An 18,775-nucleotide genomic window follows, 5' to 3' on the forward strand; every position below is an offset into this window, starting at 1 on the left:
GACATTATGGTAAAAATAGGAAATGATTGGGATGGAGTTTTAGAAGGTGAATTTGAAAAGCCATATTATTTAGAACTTAGACAATTTTTAAAAAGTGAATATGAGACACAAGTTATATATCCTGATATGTATAATATATTTAATGCTTTAAAATACACTTCATATAAAGATACAAAGGTTTTAATTTTAGGACAAGATCCATATCATGGAGAAAATCAAGCTCACGGGCTTGCATTTTCTGTAAAGCCAGGAGTTAGAATTCCTCCATCTTTATTAAATATGTATAAAGAGTTGCACACAGATTTAGGGTGTTTTATACCTAATAACGGGTATTTAGTTTCTTGGGCAGAACAAGGTGTATTATTACTTAATACAGCACTTACTGTTAGAGCACATCAAGCAAATTCTCATAAGGGTAAAGGATGGGAAGTATTTACTGATAATATAATAAAATTATTAAACTTAAGAGCTAATCCTGTAATATTTGTTCTTTGGGGAAATAATGCAAGAAATAAAAAGAAATTAATTGACACAAATAAGCATTATATAATAGAATCTGCTCATCCAAGTCCATTATCAGCTAGTAGAGGTTTTTTTGGATCAAAGCCTTTTTCTAAAACTAATGATATATTAATTAAATTAGGAAAAACTCCCATAAATTGGCAGATACCTAATTTATAAATTCATAGAAAAAATAATAATTAGCTTATTAAATAATTTTAACAATGAAAAAATATATAATAGTTTAGAATAAAAAAGGTACAAATTTTTGTGCCTTTTTTATTTTAAAAAGAAGTTTATAATGTAAACTTTGAATTTGAATTTAAAATTATTGCAAAATATGAAAATGTTTGCTAAAAATAGTTGCACTATATTTAAATATATGATAATATAAGTTTGTGAGTGAGAGGACATCCCATATGGGGGTGGATGGGTGCTGGTGTGCCCTCTAGTCTTCAAAACTAGTATGAGGAGTTAGGAGCTTCTTGGGTGGGTTCGATTCCCACGCACTCCCGCCAATAAAATGATAAAGGAACTCTAGTTAGAGTTCCTTTTTTGTTTTTTAAATTGAATCTTCACTTATAGTAAATTTATTTAAGGTATTATTCCAAATATATAATTCTTTTAAAACTTTTTTATCAGAAGTTTTATCTAATGGTGAGATAGTGTAAACATAAAGTATCTTAGGGGGATTGTCATCTAAAAAATCCATACTAGCAGAAAGTATACTTTTATTATCATTTTCTAAATTTGTTATTTGTGCATATAAATCTTTTTTTAATTTAGATACAAATATAGATTTTTCTTTATAAAATATCTCAATAAATTTCTTATCATTTAAATAATTGCTATCATCTTCTGAATTTTGTTCAATAACTAGAAAATTTTTATAAAAATAAAAGTTATCGATGTTACACAGATTATCGACAATACAATTAAAAGAATATGTATCATCACTATTTTTTTTGTAAAAAGCTATAAAAGATTTGTTTTGAGGTAATGTTATATTAAAAGCAGTAAAATTATTTGTATCATTTTCTATATTTTTAAAAATGTTAAGTTGCATATAATCTATATGTTTTATAAAATTTTCTTTATGAGTGTCTTTTAATATTTGAACAATTAAATTATAATTATCGTTATTAGATATTGCTTTTGTTATAGAAGATTCTTTTATAGAATGTTTATTGGAATTAATATTTATAATTAATAATAATGAAACCAATATATTTACTATTAGCATGTATAATAAGAAAGTTATTAATTTCTTCAAAGCATCACCCCTGTTACTAAAAACTTTGCTATTTTTATATGTATAGTGGGTTAATTAAATAGATATTAAATTATATTCTTATATATAGAAAAAATTACATCAAGGAGAAATAATAAATATGGATAAGAATTTTAGAACTAGAACAGCTCTTATAGTCGGAAATGAAGGAGTAGAAAAATTAAAAAATTCCAATGTTTTAATTTTTGGAGTAGGTGGAGTTGGAAGTTTTGCAGCTGAAGCTATAGCAAGAGCTGGAGTTGGAAAGATGACTATAGTAGATTTTGATGATGTTGATATAACTAATATAAACAGACAGCTTCCGGCACTTCATTCAACTGTAGGAAAAGATAAAGTAGACGTTATGAAAGAAAGAATATTAGATATAAATCCAGACATAGATATAAAAGCTATAAAGGATATGTATACAGCAGAAAATAGTGATCAGTTATTAAGTGGGGATTATGATTATGTAGTTGATGCTATAGATATGGTAAGTTCAAAAATACATTTAATAGAAAGTTGTGTTAAAAAGAACTTAACTATAATTAGTTCTATGGGAATGGGTAATAAATTAGATCCGACTAAGATTGTTGTTACTGATATACACAAAACTCAAATGTGTCCACTTGCTAAAGTAGTTAGAAAAGAATTAAGAGATAGAAAGATAAAAAAATTAAAAGTTGTTTATTCACCAGAACAACCAGTGCAGTTAAAAGAAAGAATAATGAATGGTAAAAAAGTAACTCCAGGAAGTATATCATTCGTGCCATCTGTAGCAGGGCTTACAATAGCTTCTGTAGTAATAAATGATTTAATAAAATAATTTAATTTAAAAAGGTAACATTAAGCTATGCTATATTGTTACCTTTTTTATTTTAATTAAAGCTATTTGGGAGGAGAGGAAGTAGTTATATTCTTTCCATCACTATAAAAGGATATATGGCCTTGTTTGTCAGTTCTATAGATTTTTGCATTGGTTTGAGCTAATCTTAAAAGTGTATCTTTATGAGGATGACCATATTGATTATCATATCCACAAGATATAGCAGCCACATCAGGAGATACTGCGGATAAAAATTCTTGACTAGAAGAATTTTTACTTCCATGGTGAGATATTTTTAAAAAGTCTACATCTTCAAGGTTAAAATTATTTATAATATCCAGCTCATTTTCATATGTACAATCGCCTGTAAATAAAAATGATTTATTTTTATATTCTAATTTAAAAACTATAGAGTTTGAATTGTTATCTGTATGGGTATAAGAAGGATTTAGAACAGTTAATTTTATATTATTATCTAGGTTTATTATATCTCCTCTAGATAAATATTGAGGATTTATATTTTTCTTATTGCAAGATTGTATTAAATTATAATAGGAATCACTTGTAGTTTCTTTGTTTGGTAGGTAAACTTTTGAAACATTAAATCTATCTATTACATCATCTAAACTACCGATATGATCTGTATCGGGGTGTGTTGCTATTATAAAATCTATATTTTTTACTTTTTTACTTTTAAGAAAATTTTTTATAATAAGTGAACTGTTTTCATGACCACCATCAACTAATATATTAGAATTGTTAGGTGTTTGTATTAATATACTATCACCTTGTCCCACGTCTATTATATGTATAGATAGTGATGGTGCTTTGCTACAACCAACGAAAAGTGTTATTATAATAAATATTAAAACTGTAATTTTTTTCATTTTTTACTCCAATCATTACCTGTTTATATTGTACATATAAAGCCAATATTAATTAATAAAGCAATTGTTTAATAGTTTTGACTATTACAAGAAACTTAATTCATATATATGGTAATTATTTAGAGTAAAAAATTAAATATATAAAAAGTATCAAAAGGAGAATTAATTATGATTTTTAAAGAGATTGACATAAATGCATATGAGGAATTAAGGCCTTTCTTTAATTCTGTAGATTACGAAGCTTGTGAGTATTGTTTTACCACCTTATATATGTGGAGGCACACGTATAAAACTAGCTACTATATAGGAGATGAGTTTGCAATAATAGTTGGTGAATATGAAGGAGATAGATTTTCTGTATTACCACTTGCTAAAAAAGATAAAATTCACAAAGCATTAGATTTTATGATTGATTATTTTAAAACTGAAGATCATCAAATATATTTAAGAGCTGTAACTAAAGAAGTCGTAGAACTTTTACAAAAGGATTACCCAGGGAAATTTAAATATATAGAGGAAAGAGATTATTTTGATTACGTATATGATGCAGAAAGCTTAAGAACTTTAGCAGGTAGAAAAAATCAAAAGAAAAGAAATCACGTAAATTATTTCTTAAAAGAATATGAAGGAAGATTTGAATATAAAAAACTGGAAGAAAAAGATTTTGATGAGTGTATAGAGCTTTTAAAATCTTGGGCTAACAATAAAGCAGAGCATGGGGATATTGATGATGGAATAGATGATGAATTTATAGGGGTAAAAAAAATATTTGATAATTATGACGTGTTAAAACAAGATGTAAAGATAGCGGGTATATATATAGATTCTAAATTAGAAGCATTTACAATAGGTGAAAACATAAATGAAAATATGGCTGTAATTCATATAGAAAAAGCTAATCCTGAAATAAGAGGATTATACCCATATATAAACCAACAATTCTTAGCTCATGAATTTAAAGATGTTGAACTTGTTAATAGAGAAGAAGATTTAGGAATTGAAGGACTTAGAAAAGCTAAACTTTCATATCATCCATGCAAGTTTGTTGAAAAGTACACAGTTATGGAGGCATAATATGAATATAAGGTATGCTGTAAAAAAGGATTTAGAAAATATTAAAGACATATGGAATTATTGTTTTGGGGATGAAGAAGCATTTGTTAATTACTATTTTAATAATAAATATAAACCAGAAAATACTATAATAATTGAGGAGAATGATGAATTGATGTCATCTCTTCAATTAAATCAATATAAAATAAATTTAAATAATAAAGTTTATAACACATCTTATGTAGTTGGAGTATCAACATATCCAAACGCTAGAGGTAAAGGTTATATGAAAGATATGATGGACTTTGCATTAAATGAACTTTATAAAAAAGATCAGTTAGTTTCTTTACTTATGCCTATAGATTATAGATTATATAAAAAGTATGGATATGAACATTGCTATGATCAAATAGAATATAAGTTAAATATAGAAGAGTTAAAACAATTTAAAATAGTTGGTGATTTTGAGAAAATAACTAATAATCATATAAACTATATGATGGATATATATAATGAATTTTTATTAAATACAAATGGATACGTTGTTAGAGATAAAAATTACTATGAAAATTTATTCAAAGAAATAAAGTGTGAAAATGGACATATGTATATACATAAAGAAGAAAATTATGAAGGATATATAATATACTTTATTATAGAAGATACTATGTTTATAAGAGAAATGTGTTATAAAAATATAAGATCTTTAAAGTCTATGTTAAAGTTTGTTTATAATCATAACACTCAATGTAAAAAGGTAACTATAATGTCTCCTGTAATAGATAGCATAAGATACATACTGCCTAACTTAAAAACTAGTGAGATAAATATTAAACCTTTTATGATGGGTAGAGTTATAAATTTAGAAAAATTTTTTAATACTTTAAGTATAGAATGTAATGATTTAGATAGTGTTTACATAGAGATTATAGATAATCAAATTAAAGAAAATAACAATGTATTTGAAATAAGTGTCAAAGACAATAAAGTGAAAGCAATAAAAAGTAATACAAAAGCTGATATAGCTTTAAGTATAAATTATATTAGTCAATTAGCATTTTCATATATAGATATAGAAAAAGTATTATTCCTAGAAAATATAACTAAAACTAAAGAAAACACAAAAGCTATAAATTTATTAAAATCTATTTTTAGTAAGAAAGAAAACTATATAAATGAATATGTATAATAAAAAATATCCATTATAAGTGATTTCACTTATAATGGATATTTTTTTTGATTTTAGAACGTAAATACATCTATATATTTACAACTGTAAAGACAGCTGCTAAAATAATCTTGAAGTCAAATGATTTAAGGAGGGGTATATGAGGAATTTAAGAAAATATCTAACAATATTTATGATAACAGTATTATCTATAAGTGCAGTTGGATGCAGTAAAGAAGAAGATAAAAAAAGTAATACAGAAAGTAAAGATAGTAAATTTTCTGTAGGTGTTGTATTAGGCGAAGGGGGAGCTAATGATCAAAGTTTTAATCAATCTGCTTTAGAAGGGTTAGAAAAAGCAAAAAAAGAATTAAAAATAAAGGGTACATATTTAGAATCAAATCAAGACTCTGACTATGTGCCAAATATAGAAACTTTTATAGATGAAGATGCTGATTTAATAGTAGGTGTTGGATATACAACAGCAAATTCTATGTTAAATGCAGCTAAGCTTTATCCAGAAAAAAAGTTTGTGATAGTAGATCATAATTATGAAGAGGAAGGACAAGAAATTCCTAAAAATATGATATGCATGACCTTTGATGAAAGAGAAGCAGCCTACTTAGTAGGGTTAATAGCATCTAAAATGAGTGAATCTAATAAAATTGGATTTATAGGTGGAATGAAAATACCTAATATAACAAGATTTGAAGAAGGATTTATAAAAGGAGTAAAAGAAGGAAAGCCTGATGCTGAATGTATATCACAGTATGCAAATTCATTTGACGATGCAAGTTTAGGTAAATCAATAGCAAATCAAATGTACTCAAAAGGAGTAGAGGTTATATTTTCTGCAGCTGGAGGAGTTGGAACAGGAGCTATAGAATCAGCTAAAGAAAAAAATAAATATGCTATAGGTGTAGACATGGATCAAAATAATTTAGCACCTGATAATGTTATAACATCTGCTATGAAAAGAGTGGATATAGGAGTATTTGATATTATATCAAAGATTAAGGATGGTAATTTTGAAGGTGGAAAATCAGTAGTTTATGGATTAAAAGAAAAAGCGGTTGGAGTAGCACCTTCCACATCAAAGAATGTATCAAAAGAAATATTAGATTATGTTGATACCCAAACTAAAAAAATAATAGATGGGAAAATAACTATTACATCATCAAAGTAATTATAAAAATTATAGGATATAAACATTTGTATCCTATAATTTTTTTATTTTTGATTTAAAAAAATCTGAATGTATATAATTTAGAAAATATATATTTAGGAGTTATATATGAGAAGACCATTATTATTAGTATTTTTTATAGTAATAATTATAAGCTTAATTATTACTAACTTAGAAAATAAAAATGAATATGAAACAAATAAGTTAATAACTGTAGAAGGACTCATATCTGAAAAGGTGACTAAAGAAAAATACACGCAATATAAATTAGATAATTATCTTATAAAGGATTATTCTAAAAAAGTAAATATAAATCCGGGAAGTGTAGTAAAAGTTACTGGTAAATTTAAAAATTATAAAGATCTAAAATTTGAAGATTTTGACTATGGAAGATACTTAAAAAGTCAAGGTTATGAAGGGACTATAGATATAAAGTATTATAATGTAGTTAAAAATAACTTGTTTTATTCAAAGTTATTTAATTTAAAAGATAAAATCAGTAAATCAATTAAATATTTATATAAAGATAAATCTAAATTTATAAATTCAATATTAATAGGAGAAAAAGAAAATTTAGATGAAGATATTAAGGAGATATTTTCAAAAACTGGGGTAAGTCACATATTAGCTTTATCAGGGCTTCATGTTAGTATTTTAATTTTAGTTATAGGGTGTAGCTTAGGAAAAATTAATAGATTGTATAAGCTTTTAATAATAAGTATTATATTATGGTTATATAGTATTATGGTTGGACAATCACCTTCTATAATTAGAGCTATAGTTTGCAGTATTATATCTTACTTATCTATATTTATTCATGAAAGAACAGATGGGATATCAAGTTTATCTCTTATAGGTACAATTTTAGTTGTAAGTAACCCATATATAATTTATAATATAAGTTTTCAATTGTCTTTTTTAGCAACATTGTCTATAATATATTTCTATGGTTATATAAATTCTAAAATTAAATTTAAATTAATAGCACTTACTCTAGCTGCTAATATATTAACTACACCAATAGTATATTTACATTTTAAAAATATATCATTGGTTTCTGTAATTAGCAATGTAGTAGTTGTGCCATTTTTAAGTATAATAATATACATAAGTATTATAAGTGTTATAATATTACCTATGAGTTTTACTTTATCTAAGTTTATGGTTATAATAAATATCTTCATAATAGATAAAATAAATACTATTTTAGAAGTTTTATATGATTTGAAATTTAGTTATATTGAGTTTGAAGAAAGTAAGAAGTTTATTGTGATTATTTACTATATTTTAGTAGGAATATATATGATATATAAAGAAAAAAAGACGATAAAGGAGCAAAAGAATGGATTACAAGGATATCATCAAGAGCATGAACAACAACGAATTTAAAAATGTATATCTTTTTTACGGAAGAGAATTTTATTTATTAGAAAATGTAATTAAAACTTGTAAAAATAGTTTAAATGAGAGCATGATTGATTTCAATATGGATATCCTTGATGGAAAAGAGGTTACATTAGATCAAGTTTTAAGTAATGCCGAGACTCTTCCATTTATGGATGATAAAAAAATACTAATAATAAAAGATTTTGAATTATTAAAGGGTAAGAAAAAGAATTTTTCAGATAGTGATGAAGCTGAAATTATAGATTATTTAGATAAAATACCAAGTACTACTGTTATAGTTTTTATAGTATATGGAGATGTAGATAAAAGAAAGAGTTTAGTTAAAAAAATTAATAAAGTTGGTATAGTAAACCATTGTGATAAGTTAAGTGATATGGACTTATTTAGATGGGTTAAAAATAGATTTAAAAAAAGAGAAGTAGTTATTAATGATTCTGAAGTAATGTATTTTATAGAACAAGAAGGATATAGAGATAAAAATAGTGAAAAGACTTTATCCGATTTGGAAAATGAAATTAATAAAATAGGTTCATTTGTAGGTGAAGGTAATAATGTAACAAAATATATAATAGATAAATTATCTCAAAAGAAGGTTGAAAATGATATATTTAAATTAATAGATGAGATAGGAAGTAAAAATTCATCTCATGCTATGAAGATAGTTACAGATATGATTTTAGAAGGTGAGTCTGTTCTTGGAATATTTGCTATGGTTTCTAAACAATTTAAGCTTGTTATGCAGGCAAGACAACTTCAAAATCAAGGATATTCATCAAAGGTTATTGCAGAAAAATTAGGGGCTCATCCTTTTGTAATTACAAAAGCTTTAAAACAAGGTAGATTATTTTCAGATGACACTGTAGTTGATATGTTAAACTATATATTAGAAAGTGATTTTAAAATAAAAAATGGATTAATGAAAGATACTCTTGCAGTAGAGATACTTGTCAGTAAGTATTGCCAATAAATTGGACTGTTTAAAAAGTTTACTTCGTGTGGGCGCTTCATGAAAATATATAATTTGTCTCCATACAAGCTTAAAAGATGCTTGTAAATGTCGGCTAAATTACATATTTTCACTCCGCTTAGTGCGAAGAAAACTTATTTTGAAACAGTCCTTTATTTTTTAATACTTAAAATGAAGTTTAGAAGAGTGGGAAAGGAATGGGCAAAAGAAAAGACCCTTGATAAAATCAAGGGTCAATATCTATTCTGAACGGATAATTAAGCGTTCATTCCGTTTAACTTTTGAGCTAATTTAGCAACTTTTCTAGCTGCAGCGTTCTTGTGTATAGTTCCTTTTGAAGCTATTTGAGATATTCTCTTTTGAGCGTATTGGAATCTAGCAACAGCTTCCTCTCTGTTTCCTGCAGTAACAGCTTCTTCAAACTTTCTTATTGCAGTTTTTATTTGAGATTTTCTAGCTCTATTTAAAGCAGTTTTCTTTTCGATAACTTTTATTCTTTTCTTTGCTGATTTTATGTTTGCCATCCGTTTCACCCCCTCGTGAGTAATTTATATTATTCATCGTCAACATATTAGATTTTAACAGAAATAAATCTAAAAATCAAGGATAATTATTAGTAAGTTCTTAAATATCTTTCCATTTGACTTTTTAGATTATAACCTATATCAAAATATTTTACAACATAGAAATTAATTATTATAAAAATTTTTAAATTAATCTGATTAGGTTATAAAATTATAAAAGTTGTTAACAATCTTTAGTATGATTTGATTTAAACTTTTAAATTGGAGGAAGTTTTATGATAAGTTTAAGAACCGATTTAGCGCTAGAAGCTAGAGAAATATATGAACAAGGAAATGATGCTGGTCATATACCTGGAGTTAAAATAGATACAAAGGAATTAGATAACTGTATTGTAAGCAAAGTAGAGGTTTTAAATGAAGAAGGCGCTAATATTATGAATAAGGGTATAGGAATTTATACAACTATAGAAAGTAAATTAATGAAGTATGACGATGATGAGTCAAGAGAACAGATTATAGAGTATTTAAAAGATGAATTAATAGACATACTTGGAACTGATAAAAATAAAAAAACTTTGGTCATTGGACTTGGGAATTGGAATATAACTTCAGATGCCCTAGGGCCTAAGGCAGTTTCAAAAACATTGGTAACTAGACATATATTTAAAAATTATAATAAAGATTATGATGATGATTTTACAGAAGTTGCAGGTCTTAGCCCTGGGGTTATGGGTATTACAGGGATTGAAACCAGTGAAATAGTAAAATCAATAGTAGACACGATAAAGCCAGACAGAGTTATAGCAATAGATGCATTGGCTTCTAGGAAGATGGAAAGAGTAAATTCTACAATACAAATATCAACAGCAGGTATTTCTCCTGGTGGAGGGGTAGGAAATAAGAGAAAAGCATTAAATAAAGAGTATCTAGGAGTTGATGTAATAGCTATAGGAGTTCCAACTGTTGTTGATGCAGCAACACTTACTAGTGATGTATTAGACCTTGCTATTGACAATTTAATGAGTCAATCTAAAGAAAGTGAAAGTTTTTATAATATGCTAAAGACTTTAAAAGAAGATGAAAAGTATCATCTTATAAAAGATTCATTAGAACCATATGATAAGAACTTGATAGTTACACCAAAAGATATAGATGATACTATAGAAAACTTATCTATAATTATAAGTGAAGGTTTAAATAGGTCTCTACATCCTGGCAGAATTGTAAATTAAGGAGGAGATAATATGGTAAGAAAACTTATAAGTCTCAGTCTTATAACTTGTATAGCTTGTATAGTATGTTTAAAGAAATCTTATGCATTAGAAAATGATGAGTTTTTAAAGTTTCTTATGAATACTAGTTATCCAGAAACTAAGTTAGAACAACCAAAAGATGAAAAAGAAATTAAAGATGATAATAATAAATCAAGTAAAAAAGATGATGAATTTGTAAAAATGTATGTTGGAGAAGAAAATTTACCCAGTGTAGAAAGTTCAAATAAAGCGTCTTCTGAAAGTGCTAAATATGTGGATAATGTATTAGTAACTAAAAATGATCCACAAATACTTATATACCACACTCATGGTGGCGAAACTTATGCAAACAGCCCTGCAGGAAATTACCACTCAGAAGATAAAGCAAATTCTACTTTAGAAATAGGAGCATCGCTTACTCAACAATTAAATAAAAGAGGTAGGGCAGTAGTTCACAATACTACATATCATGATATTCCTCAGTTTGTAGGTGCATATGGAAGAAGTTTAAAAACTATAGAAACTATGCAAACTAAATATAGTAGCATAGATATGATAATAGATTTGCATAGAGATGGAAGAACTTTAAAAACGAAAGAAGATGAGAAAAAATTCAAATATGCATGCACAGCCAATATAAATGGAGAAAATGTAGCTAAATTTTTATTTGTTGTAGGGAAAAAAAGCCCTAACTATTCTAAAAACTTAAAGTTAGCTGAGGAAATAACTGCATTTGCTGAAAGTAAGTACCCTGGAATAACAAGACCTGTAGTAACAAAGGGAACTGGAAACGCAAGATACAACCAACATAAATCGGACAATCCACTTTTAATAGAAGTAGGAGGTCAAATGAATACTACAGAGGAAGCAAAAGCATCCACTAAATACATAGCAGAAATAATTGATGAATTTTTAAAACAAAAAGGCATGTAGGTTTATTTTATGAGCCGTGTAGAGCGAAAACTAGAAGAAAAAAATAAGAAAAAAGCTAGAAAAGCCATTTATCGATTTATATTTTTAATAGTAATGACTTTTATTGTAAGCATTTGTGCATTTTTTATAGATAAAGAAGCAACACTTATGATAGGTGAAGTCAAAGAATATAATATAGAAGTTTTTATAAATAATTTTGGAAATTCTGTTATGGATACTATAAAGGATATAAAAGGGAAGTTAAGCAAACTTAATAACTTAAAATAAATTAGGGTTATCATTTTGATAACCCTAATTTATTTTAGAAAGTAAGTCTTTAAATTGTAGTATCAATATTTACATAATGACGGATATATTATAAAATAAAAGTTATGATAATAATAAAAAGGAGGAATAAAAGGTGGACAGTAAACAAAGTAGAACGAGAAATTTTAGTATAATAGCACATATAGACCATGGTAAGTCTACCTTAGCAGATAGATTAATTCAGCATACAGGACTTGTTAGTGAAAGAGAAATGAAAGATCAGTTACTAGATAATATGGATCTTGAGAGAGAAAGAGGAATCACTATAAAGCTTCAAAATATAAGATTAGTTTATAAAGCTAAGGATGGTAATGAGTATTTCTTAAACTTAATAGATACTCCAGGACACGTAGACTTTAACTATGAAGTTTCAAGAAGTTTAGCAGCTTGTGAGGGGGCATTACTTGTAGTTGATGCAGCACAAGGTGTTGAAGCTCAAACTTTAGCTAATGTTTACTTAGCACTAGATCAAGACTTAGAAATATTACCAGTGATAAACAAGATAGATTTACCAAGTGCAAGACCGGATGAAATAAAAGCAGAGATAGAAGATATAATAGGACTTGATGCAAGTGAAGCTCCACTTATATCGGCTAAAAGTGGTTTAAATATAGAAGATGTATTAGAAGATATAGTAAATAATGTACCAGCTCCAACAGGAGATAAAGACGCTCCTTTAAAAGCTTTAATATTTGACTCATATTATGATGCATATAAAGGTGTTGTAGCTTATGTTAGAGTATATGAAGGTACTGTTAAAAAAGGTATGACTATAAAGATGATGAACACTAACAAAAAGTTTGAAGTAACTGAAGTTGGTGTTATGGCTCCAGGACAAAGAGAATTAGATGAGTTAAGTGCTGGAGATGTTGGTTACATTGCAGCTAGTATAAAAGATATAAGAAGTTGTAGTGTTGGTGATACAATAACTGATGCTAACAATCCAACTGATGAACCAATGCCAGGATACAAAAAAGCTACTCCGATGGTTTATTGTGGTATATATCCAGGTGAAGGTGAGAAGTACGAAAACGTAAGAGATGCTTTAGAAAAGCTTCAAGTTAACGATGCAGCTCTTGAGTTTGAAGCTGAAAGTTCAGCAGCACTTGGATTTGGATTTAGATGTGGATTCTTAGGATTATTACATATGGAAATAATCCAAGAAAGATTAGAAAGAGAATTTGACCTAAATATAATAACTACAGCTCCATCTGTTATATACAGAGTAACAAAAACTGACGGAGAAGTGGTTATGGTACAAAACCCTGCTAACTTACCAGAACGTGATGAAATAGATATGATAGAAGAGCCTATGGTAAAAGGTGATATAATAGTTCCTAAAGATTACGTAGGTACTGTTATGGAACTTTGTCAAGAAAGACGTGGGGACATGATAAATATGGAATATATAGATGAAAAGAGAGTTATGCTTCACTATGATCTTCCACTTAATGAAGTTGTTTATGACTTCTTTGATGCCCTAAAATCTAGAACAAGAGGATATGGATCACTAGATTATGAATTAAAAGGATATGTTCCTTCTAAACTTGTAAAATTAGATATATTAATAAATAAAGAACAAGTTGATGCACTTAGCTTTATAGTTCACGAAAGTAGAGCTTATCCAAGAGGTAAAGCTATGTGTGAAAAATTAAAAGGAGAAATACCAAGACATCAATTTGCTGTGCCTATACAAGCAGCAGTTGGTAATAAGGTAGTTGCTAGAGAAACTATAAGTGCACTTAGAAAAGACGTACTTGCTAAGTGTTACGGTGGAGATATATCTCGTAAGAAGAAACTTCTTGAAAAACAAAAAGAAGGTAAGAAACGTATGAGACAAATAGGATCTGTTGAAGTTCCTCAAAAGGCGTTTATGTCTGTATTAAAATTAGATAGTTAATAAAAAGATGCTTATTTAAGCATCTTTTTTTTATTATATTAAGCCTAATTATTAAATTTTATTATTTATAGATTTGAAGTTGTATATAAGATTAAATTTAAAATTTTTATATAGAATACTTAATAAATAATTAGAAAAATATTACTATAAATAATTAAATAAAGAGTAATTGTAAATAATAGACAAAAAAATAAATAAAAGTGTCGAAATGTATTGTTATTTATAATGAAATGTAGTAATATTCAAATTGGACATTTTAATAAATCAAAATATAAGGAGGAAAACGATGAGTAACAAAGGACTTCAAAAAACTTTAGGTCTTTCAGCAGCGCTTTCTACAGTTGTAGGTATGGTTATAGGTGCAGGTGTATTCTTTAAACCTCAAGCTATATATGATGCAACAGGTGGAGCTCCAGGATTAGGTATGTTAGCATGGGTTATTGCTGGTTTCATAACTATCGCAGCAGGACTTACAGCGGCAGAGGTTTCAGCAGCAATACCAAAAACTGGTGGTATGATGATTTATATCCAAGAGATATATGGAGAAAGATTAGGATTTTTAACAGGGTGGATGCAAACGGTATTATTCTTCCCAGCTACAGCTGCAGCACTAGGTGTAATATTTGCTCAACAAGCAGCAACAATAATAGGGCAAAATGAAAACAACATGTCAGTTGTTTTACCAATAGCGTTAGGAATTATATTATTTTTAGCTGTATTAAATACAGTTGGATCAAAATTAGGTGGAACAATACAAACTGTTGCCACTATATGTAAATTAATACCATTAGGTGTTATAATGATATTTGGATTTATAAATGGATCTGGTGATAATTCAATAACTACTCCATTAGTGGCACAAAATTTATCAGTAGGAACTGTTTTAGGACAAGTATTAATAGCAGCGTTATTTGCATATGATGGATGGATAAACGTTGGAGCTATAGCTGGAGAAATGAAAAATCCAGGGAAAGATTTACCTAAAGCTATAGTTGGTGGACTATCAATAGTTATGGCAGTTTATGTAATAATAAACTTAGCATACTTATGGGTTGTACCAGCAAATGAAATGGCACAAGTTAGTGCTCCTGCAGCTTTAGTTGCAGAAAAGATGTTTGGACCAATAGGTGGTAAGTTAGTTACTGCTGGTATATTAATATCAGTATTTGGTGGACTAAATGGATACTTATTAACTGGACCTAGAATATCTTACGCTTTAGCTTGCGAAGGTACATTACCAGGAAGCAAAGCTTTCTCTAAGTTAAATAAAGGTGGAGTTCCAGCAAATGCTACATTCTTAATGGCAATACTTGCTTGTATATATGCATTATCTGGACAATTTAACTTATTAACAGACTTAACAATATTTATAATATGGGTATTTTATGTATTAACTTTTATAGGTGTGATGAAGTTAAGAAAAGATCAACCAAACTTAGAAAGACCTTATAAAGTACCTTTATATCCAATAATACCATTAATAGCTATAGCAGGAGGATTATTCGTTATAGTTAACCAATTAATGAACAATACTTTAATAGCAGCAGGTGGATTAATAGTTACAGCTATAGGATTACCTGTGTATTCAATAATGAAAAAGAAAAATTAGTAATTAATTACATATAAAGAGATAGTATTAATACTATCTCTTTTTTATTTTTAAATAAATAATAGAATGTATTATATGTTGATAAGATTAGAATACTTATATAATAATGTATAATATATATAATTATATTTAATAAAGGAGATATTATGTTAGGACTATATATACATGTGCCATTTTGTGCGCAAAAATGTTATTATTGTGATTTTAATTCATATAAAATTAAAAGTAATGAAAAAGAAGATTATTTAATAAATATAGAAAAAGAGATGAAATTTTATAAAGAGGAATTTAAGGACAAGTACTTTGATACTGTATTTTTTGGAGGGGGGACTCCAAGTATATTAAAAATTGATGAATTAAGAAAACTTGTTAATTATATGTATGAAAATTTTAATATAAAAAAAGATGCAGAAATAACTATTGAATGTAACCCAGGAACTATAAATAAAGAAAAATTAAAAGCTATTAAAGAAATGGGAATAAATAGATTGAGTATAGGGCTTCAAGCTACCCAAAATTATCACTTAAAATCTATAGGAAGAATACATACATATGAAGAATTTGAGAAAAACTATTATGATGCTATAGACGTAGGATTAACTAATATAAATATAGATTTAATGTATGCTCTTCCAAATCAAAAAGAAGAAGAATGGAAAGAAACATTAGATAAAATTATAAAGCTAAATCCATCACATATATCAGCGTACTCTCTTATATTAGAAGAAGGAACTAAACTTTATGATATGTATGAAAATAATGAATTTAACCTTTTAGATGAGGATACAGATATAGATATGTATGAATATACTATAAATACATTAAAAAAGCATGGATACAATCAATATGAAATATCTAATTATGCAAAACAAGGAAAAGAGTGTAAGCATAATATAATATATTGGAAATGTGACAACTATTTAGGGTTAGGGCCTGGAGCGTCAGGGTATATAAATGATATAAGATACTCTAATATAAAAAATTTAAATGAATATAATAATAAAATTAATCAAAATATAAAACCTATAGACGAAGAAAATAAATTAAATGACAAAGATAAAATAGAAGAATTTATTTTTATGGGACTTAGAATGAATGAAGGGATAAATCTAGAAGTATTTAAAGAAAGATTTAAGATTGATTTTTATGAATTATATAAAGATGTTTTAGACAAATTATTAGAGCGTGAACTTGTAAAATTAGACAAATTTAATTTGTCTTTGACTCAAAAAGGAAGAGAAATTTCAAACAGTGTATTTATAGAATTTATAAATTAATTAAAAACTGTTGACAAAGAATTTTTAAAGTGTTATAAAATATATATAATCTTTTAGCACTCCAACTTAATGAGTGCTAACAAAAGAGGAGGCTTAGGATTATGGTGGAACTAAATGAAAGAAAACTAAATATCCTTAAAGCTATAGTTAAAGATTATATAGAAACTGCAGAAGCTGTAGGATCTAGAACTCTTTCTAAAAAGTATGAGTTAGGAATAAGCGCAGCCACGATAAGAAATGAAATGGCTGACTTAGAAGAATTAGGATATTTAATTCAACCTCATACCTCCTCAGGGAGAATTCCTTCAGAAAAAGGATATAAGCTTTATGTTGATTCTCTTATGAAAGAACATGAATTAGATAATGTTGAAAAAAAATTAATAAAAGAATCAATAAATAAAAATATAAACTATATGAATGATTTAATACATGAAACATCTAAGTTGATATCAAAGTTAACTAATTATACAACTATAGCTGTTACTAAAAATGTATCAAGTTTACAAAATATAAAACATATACAGTTAGTTGGATTAGATGAAAAAAGTATAGTTTTAATAGTAGTTACTGAAAAAGGCGAAATTAAAAATACAAATCTTTCAACTAATGTGCAAATTGATCAAGCTAAGCTTAATTTAATTTCTGATAATCTTACTAGAAAGCTTTCAGGTAAAAATATAACTGAGATAGACGATGAGTTTTTAAACTACATAAAATACGAGATTACAGAAAACTCTTTAGTTATAGATAAGCTTATAGATTCATTAAACTTTGGTTTTGAAGAAAATGATACATCGATTTCTTTAAGTGGAGCAACTAATATATTTAATTTCCCAGAGTTTAGTGATGTAGTTAGAGCAAAAACATTTTTAACTATGTTAGAAGAAAAAGAAAATATATCTAGCATGTTAAAATCAAGAGGAATTCAAAAAGAAAATCTAAATATAATTATCGGAAGTGATAATGAATGTAAGGTAGCTCAAGATTGTAGTATTATAACTGCAACTTACAATATAGATAAAGATGTAGTAGGAAAGATTAGTTTGATTGGGCCAACTAGAATGGATTATGCAAAAGTATACTCAATACTTAATTATATGGGACTACTACTAAACAAAAAATAGTTAGGGGTGTAAGTTTTGGAAAAAGATATGCAAGAAGAATTACAAGAAGAAGTAAAAGAAAATGCTTCAGAAGAAGTCGAAGAAACTATAGAAGAAGCAATAGAAGAAGCGACAGAAGCTAAAGAAACTTCAGAAGCTGATGAAAAAGACAAAAAGGTAGAAGAATTAACTGATACTCTTCAAAGACTTCAAGCTGAATATGCTAACTATAGAAGAAGAACTCAACAAGAGAAAGAAACTATGGGTATATTTGCTAATGAAAAAATCTTAAATGAGTTAATACCAGTTATGGATAATATGGAAAGAGCTATGGATGCTTGTACTGATAAAGAAGATAGTATGTATAAGGGAATTGACATGGTTCAAAAACAATTAAAAGCTACATTTGAGAAATTCGGACTAGAAGAAATAGAAGCTGAAGGTCAAGAATTTGATCCAAACCTACACTTAGCAGTTATGCAAGAACCCGTAGAAGGCACTGAAGCTAATAAAGTGGTTATGGTTTTACAAAAAGGGTATAAATTAAATACAAAAGTACTAAGACCTGCAATGGTTAAAGTATCTTGCTAATAAATAAACAATTA

At 27.2% G+C, this 18,775-nt stretch carries 18 protein-coding genes and 1 tRNA gene; 16 read left to right on the top strand and 3 right to left on the bottom strand.

The window, feature by feature from the left end; all coding sequences use genetic code 11:
- The first annotated feature begins 6 nt into the window (after window positions 1–6).
- Window positions 7–681: a uracil-DNA glycosylase gene (locus ABFX13_RS03875; RefSeq protein ID WP_346042736.1), complete on the top strand. Its 675-nt coding sequence runs from the start codon at window positions 7–9 to the stop codon at window positions 679–681.
- A 241-nt stretch (window positions 682–922) separates the two neighbouring features.
- Window positions 923–1,019: transfer RNA gene (locus tag ABFX13_RS03880), tRNA-Sec, on the top strand.
- 44 nt (window positions 1,020–1,063) lie between these two features.
- Here ABFX13_RS03880 and ABFX13_RS03885 read toward each other — a convergent pair.
- Entirely contained in the window at window positions 1,064–1,774 is a 711-nt protein-coding gene (locus ABFX13_RS03885) for a hypothetical protein (protein ID WP_346042738.1), read from the bottom strand.
- A gap of 118 nt (window positions 1,775–1,892) precedes the next feature.
- On the opposite strand from ABFX13_RS03885, the gene ABFX13_RS03890 reads away from it, so the two are divergent.
- Window positions 1,893–2,597 (top strand): tRNA threonylcarbamoyladenosine dehydratase, encoded by a 705-nt coding sequence (locus ABFX13_RS03890; protein WP_346042740.1) that lies wholly within the window; start codon window positions 1,893–1,895, stop codon window positions 2,595–2,597.
- Window positions 2,598–2,659: 62 nt separating this feature from the next.
- On the opposite strand, the gene ABFX13_RS03895 is transcribed toward ABFX13_RS03890, so the two are convergent.
- On the bottom strand, window positions 2,660–3,484 hold the full coding sequence (locus tag ABFX13_RS03895) for a ComEC/Rec2 family competence protein (protein WP_346042742.1): 825 nt from the start codon (window positions 3,482–3,484) through the stop codon (window positions 2,660–2,662).
- A gap of 168 nt (window positions 3,485–3,652) precedes the next feature.
- Here ABFX13_RS03895 and ABFX13_RS03900 point away from each other — a divergent pair, with 168 nt between their 5' ends.
- The 5 genes from ABFX13_RS03900 (at window position 3,653) to holA (ending at window position 9,265) form a co-directional block, all read left to right on the top strand.
- The gene (locus ABFX13_RS03900; protein ID WP_346042745.1) at window positions 3,653–4,558 is read left to right on the top strand and encodes a DUF2156 domain-containing protein; all 906 of its coding nucleotides are present in this window, start codon (window positions 3,653–3,655) and stop codon (window positions 4,556–4,558) included.
- Between the two features lies 1 nt (window position 4,559).
- Entirely contained in the window at window positions 4,560–5,726 is a 1,167-nt protein-coding gene (locus ABFX13_RS03905) for a GNAT family N-acetyltransferase (protein ID WP_346042747.1), read from the top strand.
- 139 nt (window positions 5,727–5,865) lie between these two features.
- Window positions 5,866–6,891, top strand: a complete 1,026-nt coding sequence (locus ABFX13_RS03910) for a BMP family lipoprotein (protein WP_346042749.1) — start codon at window positions 5,866–5,868, stop codon at window positions 6,889–6,891.
- Window positions 6,892–6,999: 108 nt separating this feature from the next.
- Window positions 7,000–8,280: a ComEC/Rec2 family competence protein gene (locus ABFX13_RS03915; RefSeq protein WP_346042751.1), complete on the top strand. Its 1,281-nt coding sequence runs from the start codon at window positions 7,000–7,002 to the stop codon at window positions 8,278–8,280.
- Window positions 8,234–9,265, top strand: a complete 1,032-nt coding sequence (gene holA, locus ABFX13_RS03920; RefSeq protein WP_346042754.1) for a DNA polymerase III subunit delta — start codon at window positions 8,234–8,236, stop codon at window positions 9,263–9,265. The genes ABFX13_RS03915 and holA overlap by 47 nt, the downstream gene beginning before the upstream one ends.
- 257 nt (window positions 9,266–9,522) lie before the next feature.
- Here holA and rpsT read toward each other — a convergent pair whose 3' ends face one another.
- Window positions 9,523–9,789, bottom strand: coding sequence for a 30S ribosomal protein S20 (gene rpsT / locus ABFX13_RS03925; protein WP_147546297.1), 267 nt, complete (start codon window positions 9,787–9,789; stop codon window positions 9,523–9,525).
- A gap of 275 nt (window positions 9,790–10,064) precedes the next feature.
- Here rpsT and gpr point away from each other — a divergent pair, with 275 nt between their 5' ends.
- From gpr to grpE, 8 genes are all read left to right on the top strand, one after another.
- Window positions 10,065–11,021, top strand: coding sequence for a GPR endopeptidase (gpr, locus tag ABFX13_RS03930; RefSeq protein ID WP_147546299.1), 957 nt, complete (start codon window positions 10,065–10,067; stop codon window positions 11,019–11,021).
- A 12-nt stretch (window positions 11,022–11,033) separates the two neighbouring features.
- The gene (gene spoIIP / locus ABFX13_RS03935) at window positions 11,034–11,975 is read left to right on the top strand and encodes a stage II sporulation protein P (RefSeq protein WP_346042758.1); all 942 of its coding nucleotides are present in this window, start codon (window positions 11,034–11,036) and stop codon (window positions 11,973–11,975) included.
- Window positions 11,976–11,984: 9 nt separating this feature from the next.
- Window positions 11,985–12,242 carry a hypothetical protein gene (locus ABFX13_RS03940; RefSeq protein ID WP_346042760.1) on the top strand — a complete coding sequence of 86 codons (258 nt, stop codon included), beginning with the start codon at window positions 11,985–11,987 and terminating at the stop codon, window positions 12,240–12,242.
- A 133-nt stretch (window positions 12,243–12,375) separates the two neighbouring features.
- Window positions 12,376–14,181: a translation elongation factor 4 gene (lepA, locus tag ABFX13_RS03945; RefSeq protein ID WP_147546305.1), complete on the top strand. Its 1,806-nt coding sequence runs from the start codon at window positions 12,376–12,378 to the stop codon at window positions 14,179–14,181.
- A gap of 286 nt (window positions 14,182–14,467) precedes the next feature.
- On the top strand, window positions 14,468–15,790 hold the full coding sequence (locus ABFX13_RS03950; RefSeq protein WP_346042764.1) for an APC family permease: 1,323 nt from the start codon (window positions 14,468–14,470) through the stop codon (window positions 15,788–15,790).
- Window positions 15,791–15,936: 146 nt separating this feature from the next.
- Window positions 15,937–17,067, top strand: a complete 1,131-nt coding sequence (hemW, locus tag ABFX13_RS03955) for a radical SAM family heme chaperone HemW (RefSeq protein WP_346042767.1) — start codon at window positions 15,937–15,939, stop codon at window positions 17,065–17,067.
- Between the two features lie 104 nt (window positions 17,068–17,171).
- Complete coding sequence (gene hrcA / locus ABFX13_RS03960; RefSeq protein ID WP_346042899.1) at window positions 17,172–18,191, top strand: heat-inducible transcriptional repressor HrcA; 1,020 nt, start codon at window positions 17,172–17,174, stop codon at window positions 18,189–18,191.
- 15 nt (window positions 18,192–18,206) lie between these two features.
- Window positions 18,207–18,761 (top strand): nucleotide exchange factor GrpE, encoded by a 555-nt coding sequence (gene grpE / locus ABFX13_RS03965; protein WP_330594187.1) that lies wholly within the window; start codon window positions 18,207–18,209, stop codon window positions 18,759–18,761.
- Window positions 18,762–18,775: the final 14 nt, after the last annotated feature.

The organism is Paraclostridium tenue (assembly GCF_039521565.1).
Taxonomy (GTDB): domain Bacteria; phylum Bacillota; class Clostridia; order Peptostreptococcales; family Peptostreptococcaceae; genus Paraclostridium; species Paraclostridium tenue.

Coding starts and splice junctions, on each gene's coding strand:
- rpsT (WP_147546297.1), bottom strand. CDS start 9,789: ATGGCAAACATAAAATCAGCAAAGAAAAGAATAAAAGTTATCGAAAAG.
- ABFX13_RS03875 (WP_346042736.1), top strand. CDS start 7: ATGGTAAAAATAGGAAATGATTGGGATGGAGTTTTAGAAGGTGAATTT.
- ABFX13_RS03950 (WP_346042764.1), top strand. CDS start 14,468: ATGAGTAACAAAGGACTTCAAAAAACTTTAGGTCTTTCAGCAGCGCTT.
- holA (WP_346042754.1), top strand. CDS start 8,234: ATGGATTACAAGGATATCATCAAGAGCATGAACAACAACGAATTTAAA.
- ABFX13_RS03895 (WP_346042742.1), bottom strand. CDS start 3,484: ATGAAAAAAATTACAGTTTTAATATTTATTATAATAACACTTTTCGTT.
- ABFX13_RS03910 (WP_346042749.1), top strand. CDS start 5,866: ATGAGGAATTTAAGAAAATATCTAACAATATTTATGATAACAGTATTA.
- gpr (WP_147546299.1), top strand. CDS start 10,065: ATGATAAGTTTAAGAACCGATTTAGCGCTAGAAGCTAGAGAAATATAT.
- ABFX13_RS03915 (WP_346042751.1), top strand. CDS start 7,000: ATGAGAAGACCATTATTATTAGTATTTTTTATAGTAATAATTATAAGC.
- ABFX13_RS03940 (WP_346042760.1), top strand. CDS start 11,985: ATGAGCCGTGTAGAGCGAAAACTAGAAGAAAAAAATAAGAAAAAAGCT.
- ABFX13_RS03890 (WP_346042740.1), top strand. CDS start 1,893: ATGGATAAGAATTTTAGAACTAGAACAGCTCTTATAGTCGGAAATGAA.
- spoIIP (WP_346042758.1), top strand. CDS start 11,034: ATGGTAAGAAAACTTATAAGTCTCAGTCTTATAACTTGTATAGCTTGT.
- hemW (WP_346042767.1), top strand. CDS start 15,937: ATGTTAGGACTATATATACATGTGCCATTTTGTGCGCAAAAATGTTAT.
- ABFX13_RS03900 (WP_346042745.1), top strand. CDS start 3,653: ATGATTTTTAAAGAGATTGACATAAATGCATATGAGGAATTAAGGCCT.
- ABFX13_RS03905 (WP_346042747.1), top strand. CDS start 4,560: ATGAATATAAGGTATGCTGTAAAAAAGGATTTAGAAAATATTAAAGAC.